Source organism: Cellulomonas sp. P5_C6 (assembly GCF_054049635.1).
Genome location: NZ_JBFULZ010000239.1, coordinates 1 through 5593, shown reverse-complemented (window position 1 = coordinate 5593; position 5593 = coordinate 1). Strand labels below are relative to the sequence as shown.

Genomic DNA, 5593 nt, shown 5'->3' with positions numbered 1-5593 from the left:
GACCAGCACGGCGCACCGCCGGCAGGGGCTCTCGCGCCGGGTGCTGGCCGAGCTGGAGACCCGCGCCGTCGCGGCCGGGTACCAGCGGCTCTACCTGACCACCGGCCCGCGCCAGCCCGAAGCCGCCGCGCTCTACCTGGCGACCGGCTTCACACCCCTGTTCGACACGGCCGCGGACCCGGAGGAGATCGGGCCGCTGGCGTTCGAGAAGTGGCTCTGTACGGACGCGCCCCCGTCCCGTCCGTCCCTCACCACCCCGGAGTGACCGTGTCCACCGCCTTCCTGCACCAGGACGAGTCCCTCGTCCTGTCCCCGCCGCCCGTCCGCCCGCCGGCCGACGAGCCACGCGTCCACGCCGCCCGCCACCCCGGCCGCTGGATCGCCACGGCCGTCGTCGCGGTCCTCCTCGCGATGGTCGTGAGCTCGCTGCTGACCAACCCCCGGTGGGAGTGGTCCGTCGTCTGGCAGTACCTCACCTGGCCGTCCGTGCTCGATGGGCTGTGGGGCACCCTGCGGCTGACCGCCGCCTCGGCCGTCGTCGGCTTCGGGCTGGGCGCCGTGCTCGCGCTCATGCGGCTGTCGCGCTCGCCGCTGCTGCGGTCGGTGTCGTGGGCCTACATCTGGGTGTTCCGGTCCGTGCCGCTGATCCTGCAGCTGCTGCTCTGGTACAACCTCGCGTACCTGTACCCGACCCTCACGCTCGGGGTGCCGTTCGGTCCCTCGTTCGTCGGCTTCGACACCCTCGACGTCATCGACAAGTTCGGCGCCGCGGTGCTCGGGCTCGGGCTGTCCCAGGCGGCGTACGCGGCCGAGATCGTCCGCGGCGGCATCCTCGGCGTCGACCAGGGCCAGCACGAGGCGGCCGCCGCGCTCGGGCTCCCGCGGTCGCGTCAGCAGCGCCGGATCATCCTGCCGCAGGCCATGCGGACCATCGTGCCGACGGCCGTGAACGAGATCATCGGCCTGGTCAAGGGCACGTCCGTGGTCTATGTGCTGGCGTACGGCGAGCTGTTCTACATCGTCGGGGTCATCTACGGCCGCAACCAGCGGGTGGTCCCGCTGCTCATCGTCGCGGGCATCTGGTACCTCGTCGTCACCACCGTGATCACCGTCATCCAGTACTACGTGGAGCGGCACTACGCGAAGGGTGCGCTGAGGCAGCTGCCGCCGACGCCGCTGCAGCGGGCGCGCTGGGGCGTGGGGATCGCGTGGTCGCGCGTGAGCGGACGACCGCTGCCGGGCGACCTCCCACCCGGCTACGGGCGGTCTCGTGGCGTCCTGGTCCGGACCACCACCGCCGCGCCGGACGGGGCCCTCTGATGGCCGCCGGGCTGGTCGAGGTGCGGGGCGTGCACAAGGCCTACGGCACGCTCGAGGTGCTCGACGGCGTGGACCTCACGGTCCAGCCGGGCGAGGTCACCGTGATCCTCGGGCCGTCGGGGTCGGGCAAGTCGACCCTGCTGCGGGCCATCAACCACCTGGAGAAGGTCGACCGCGGATCCATCTCCGTGGACGGCGACCTCATCGGCTACCGGCGCCGGTCCGACGGCGCGCTTCAGGAGCTCAAGGAGAAGGACGTCCTGGCGCAGCGGACCCGCATCGGGTTCGTGTTCCAGAACTTCAACCTGTTCCCGCACCTCACCGCGCTCGAGAACGTCGTCGAGGCGCCCATCTCGGCGCAGAAGCGGCCGCGGGCCGAGGTCGAGGCCGAGGCGCGCGAGCTGCTCGCCCGGGTCGGGCTGTCCGACAAGGCCGACGCCTACCCCCGGCAGCTGTCCGGCGGGCAGCAGCAGCGCGTGGCGATCGCCCGGGCGCTCGCGGTCAAGCCGGCGGTCGTGCTCTTCGACGAGCCCACCTCCGCGCTCGACCCCGAGCTGGTCGGCGAGGTGCTCGACGTCATCCGGGACCTCGCGGCGACGGGCACGACGCTCATCGTCGTCACGCACGAGATCGGGTTCGCCCGCGAGGTGGCCACGAGCGTCGTCTTCATCGACGGCGGCCAGATCCTCGAGCAGGGCACGCCTGCGCAGGTGCTCGACAACCCGCAGCACCCCCGCACCCGCGCCTTCCTCGACAAGGTGCTCTGACCCCCCAGTTCTTCGTCGCCCGCACCCCGCGGACGGCGTGACGAGCGCGCCCCGTCGCGCTCCCGACCGAGAGAGAGACCTCCCGTGACTACGACCTTCCGACGTGCTGTGAGCGCACTGGCCTTCGTGCCCCTGCTGGCGCTCGCCGCGTGCGCCGGATCGGCCTCCGCCGAGACCGACGGTGCGGCGACCCCCGAGGCCACCGCCGCCGGTCTGACCATCAGCACGAGCCCCGACCAGGACCGGATCCACACGACGAAGTCCGAGGACGCCATCGCGCTGCTGCCGGCGGACGTCAAGGAGTCGGGTGTCCTCAAGGTCGCCACGACGGCCGGTGCCGCGCCGCCGCTGGGCTTCCTCGCCGACGACGAGAAGACGCCGATCGGCAACGAGACCGACATCGCCAGCCTCGTCGCCGACGCCCTCGGGCTCAAGCTCGAGCTCGAGCAGAAGGCGTGGGCCGACTGGCCGCTCGCCCTGCAGTCGGGCGACGTCGACGCCGTGATCTCGAACGTGACGGTGACCGAGGAGCGCAAGGAGCTCTACGACTTCTCGTCGTACCGCAACGACCAGCTCGGCTGGCTGACCAGCGCCTCCAGCACGGTCAAGGAGATCACGGAGCCCAAGGACATCGCGGGTCTCACGGTCGGCGTCGGCTCCGGCACCAACCAGGAGAAGATCCTGCTGGCCTGGAACCAGGAGAACATCGACAAGGGCCTGGAGCCGATCAAGGGCGGCGAGCCGGAGTACTACGAGAACTACTCGGACGTGCTGCTGGCCGTGCAGTCCGGCCGGGTCGACGCCTACGTCGGCCCGAACGCGAGCCTCGCCTACAGCGCGGCGACCGCGCCCGACCAGTTCAAGGTCGTCGGCACCCTCAACGGCGGCTGGCCGCTGACGGCGCAGATCGCCGTGGCCACGCTCAAGGGCTCCGAGCTCGCTCCGGCCGTGACGGCCGCGCTCCAGCACGCGTTCGACGACGGCACCTACGCCCAGGTGCTCGCGCGCTGGGGCCTGTCCGCCGAGGCCATCGAGAAGCCCGAGACCAACCCGCCGGGTCTGCCCAAGACGAGCTGACCCCTCAGACCGGATGCTGTGCTTCTCGCACGAGCGTCCGCGGTGGCCGGTCGGGGTCGGGGGACGCCCGGCCGGCCACCAGTTTCGTCCCCCATCTCTGGAGGTACCTGTGCAGGTCGTCGACCACCTCGTCKTCGGAGGCGGCGTGATGGGCTCCGCCGCCGCGTGGCAGCTCGCGCGGCGCGGCCGTGACGTCGTGCTCCTCGAGCGGTTCGAGCCGGGGCACGTGCGCGGCGCCTCCCACGGTGCCTCGCGGATCTACCGGCAGACCTACGACCGGCCCGAGTACCTCGACCTCGCGGCAGAGGCGCTCGAGCTGTGGCAGTCGTTCGACGGGGTGCTCACCCTCACCGGCGGCGTGAGCCACGGCGAGCCGGCGCCCGGCGTGGTCGACGCCTTCGTCGCCCGCGGCGTCCCGCACGAGCTGCTCCCGCCCGAGGCCGCGCACGAGCGCTGGCCGGGGCTGCGGTTCGAGGGGACCGTGCTGCACGAGACCCGGACCGCCGGCCGGATCCACGCCGACCGCGCGGTCGCCGCGTTCCAGTCCGCCGCCGCGGCGCTCGGTGCCCACGTGCGGCACGGCGTGCAGGTCCTGTCCGTGACCGCTGGTGCCGACGGCGTGCTCGTCGAGACATCCGTCGGGCCGTTCCGCGCTCGCAGCGTCGTGCTGGCCGTCGGCGCGTGGACCTCGGCATTGCTCGGGGCCGGGGCGCCGCCGCTGGTCGTCACGCAGGAGCAGCCCGCGCACTTCGCGCTGCGCACCGGGACGCCCGACGACTGGCCGAGCTTCACGCACCGCCCGCTCGGGGACCACCCGTGGCCCAGCGGCACCTACGGCCTGGGCACGCCCGGGGAGGGGATCAAGGTCGGGTTCCACGCCGTCGGCCCCGTGACCGACCCCGACCGGCGCACGTTCACCGCCGAGCCCGCGCAGCTCGCTCTGTTGCAGGAGTACGCGGCGCAGTGGCTGCCCGGCGTCGACGCCTCTGTCCCCGCGCCGATCTCGTGCACCTACACGACGACCCCCGACCACGACTTCGTCCTCGACCGCCGCGGGCCGCTGGTGGTCGCCGCGGGCTTCTCCGGCCACGGCTTCAAGTTCGCCCCCGCGATCGGGCGGGTCCTGGCCGACCTCGCCGAGGAGTCTGCCGACGACCCCGTCTCTGCGTCGCATCCCGCCTTCCACCTGTCCCGACCCGCCCTGCAGGAGATCCGATGACCCGCCGTGCCGTGCCCCTGTCCGTGCTCGACCTCGCGCCCGTCCCGGAGGGGAGCAGCGGCGCCGAAGCCCTGCGGACGGCCGTCGAGCGCGCGCAGCTGGTCGAGCGGCTCGGGTACCGCCGGGTCTGGTACGCCGAGCACCACCTGGCGCCGGGCGTCGCGTCGTCCACGCCCGGCGTGCTCGCCGCCCTGACCGCGAGCGCCACCTCGACCATCCGCGTCGGGTCCGCCGCCGTGCTGCTCGGTTCCACCAGCCCCGTCGTGGCCGCCGAGCAGTTCGGGACCGTCGCCGCGCTGCACCCCGGGCGCGTGGACCTCGGGCTGGGCCGGGCGTCGTTCCCGCCGCCGAGCACGTCCTCCGTGCCCGACGCGTCGGCCCCGACCGCGGGGCGCGTCCCGGCGTCGGCGACGGAGGACCGGGTGGTCGACGGGCTGCCGGTGCCCGCGGCGCCGCCGTTCACGTTCGCCGACCCCGACCTGCGCGCGCGCTTCGTCGCGCACCAGCAGTTCCTCTCCGCGGGCCGCACGCCGGAGCCCTTCCGCGACGAGCTGTCCACCGTCATCGCGCTGCAGGCCGGGACCGCCCGAGCCGGCGAGCGGGTCGTCACCAGCCCGGCGGTGGAGGGCTCCGACCTGGACCTCTGGGTGCTCGCGTCCAGCGCGGGGGAGAGCGCGCGCGTGGCGGGCGAGCTCGGCCTGCCGCTCGCGGCGAACTATCACGTGAGCCCGGCGACGGTCCTGGAGACGGTCGCGGCGTACCGGGACGCCTTCGTGCCCGGCGTGCTCACGGAGCCGTACGTCGTCGTCTCGGCCGACGTGCTCGTCGCGGAGACGTCGTCCCGGGCGGCCGCGCTGGCCGACCCGTTCGCGGAGTGGGTGCTCTCGATCCGCAGCGGCGCGAGCGCGATCCAGTACCCACGGCCGGGCACGACGACGCCGTGGGAGCTGCGCGGCGACGCCGAGCGTGCGCTGCTGCGGGACCGGATCGACACGCGGCTCGTCGGCGACCCGGAGGCGGTGGCCCGCGGCCTGGACGCCCTGGTGCGCGCGACCGGCGCCGACGAGCTGCTGATCACCACGATCACGCACGACCCGGCGGACACGGCCCGCTCGTACGAGCTGCTCGCCCGCGCGTGGGGCCTCGCCGACGACGAGCTGGTCGGCGCAGGCACGGCCGCGTCGACCCGCTAGCCCGCGCGGTCGCGCCC

The 5593-nt window shown here is 73.9% G+C and carries 6 protein-coding genes; all 6 read left to right on the top strand.

The window, feature by feature from the left end; translation table 11 throughout:
- On the top strand, window positions 1-265 hold a 265-nt coding region (locus ACXJKG_RS18985), incomplete at its 5' end, for a GNAT family N-acetyltransferase (RefSeq protein WP_456847294.1).
- 2 nt (window positions 266-267) lie between these two features.
- Window positions 268-1320, top strand: a complete 1053-nt coding sequence (locus tag ACXJKG_RS18980) for an amino acid ABC transporter permease (RefSeq protein ID WP_456847293.1) — start codon at window positions 268-270, stop codon at window positions 1318-1320.
- Complete coding sequence (locus tag ACXJKG_RS18975; protein ID WP_456847292.1) at window positions 1320-2087, top strand: amino acid ABC transporter ATP-binding protein; 768 nt, start codon at window positions 1320-1322, stop codon at window positions 2085-2087. Before ACXJKG_RS18980 ends, ACXJKG_RS18975 begins: the two co-directional genes overlap by 1 nt.
- Before the next feature lie 108 nt (window positions 2088-2195).
- Window positions 2196-3164 (top strand): ABC transporter substrate-binding protein, encoded by a 969-nt coding sequence (locus tag ACXJKG_RS18970; protein WP_456847291.1) that lies wholly within the window; start codon window positions 2196-2198, stop codon window positions 3162-3164.
- Between the two features lie 109 nt (window positions 3165-3273).
- Complete coding sequence (locus ACXJKG_RS18965; RefSeq protein ID WP_456847290.1) at window positions 3274-4383, top strand: FAD-dependent oxidoreductase; 1110 nt, start codon at window positions 3274-3276, stop codon at window positions 4381-4383.
- Window positions 4380-5576 carry an LLM class flavin-dependent oxidoreductase gene (locus ACXJKG_RS18960; protein ID WP_456847289.1) on the top strand — a complete coding sequence of 399 codons (1197 nt, stop codon included), beginning with the start codon at window positions 4380-4382 and terminating at the stop codon, window positions 5574-5576. Before ACXJKG_RS18965 ends, ACXJKG_RS18960 begins: the two co-directional genes overlap by 4 nt.
- The last annotated feature ends 17 nt before the right edge of the window (window positions 5577-5593 follow it).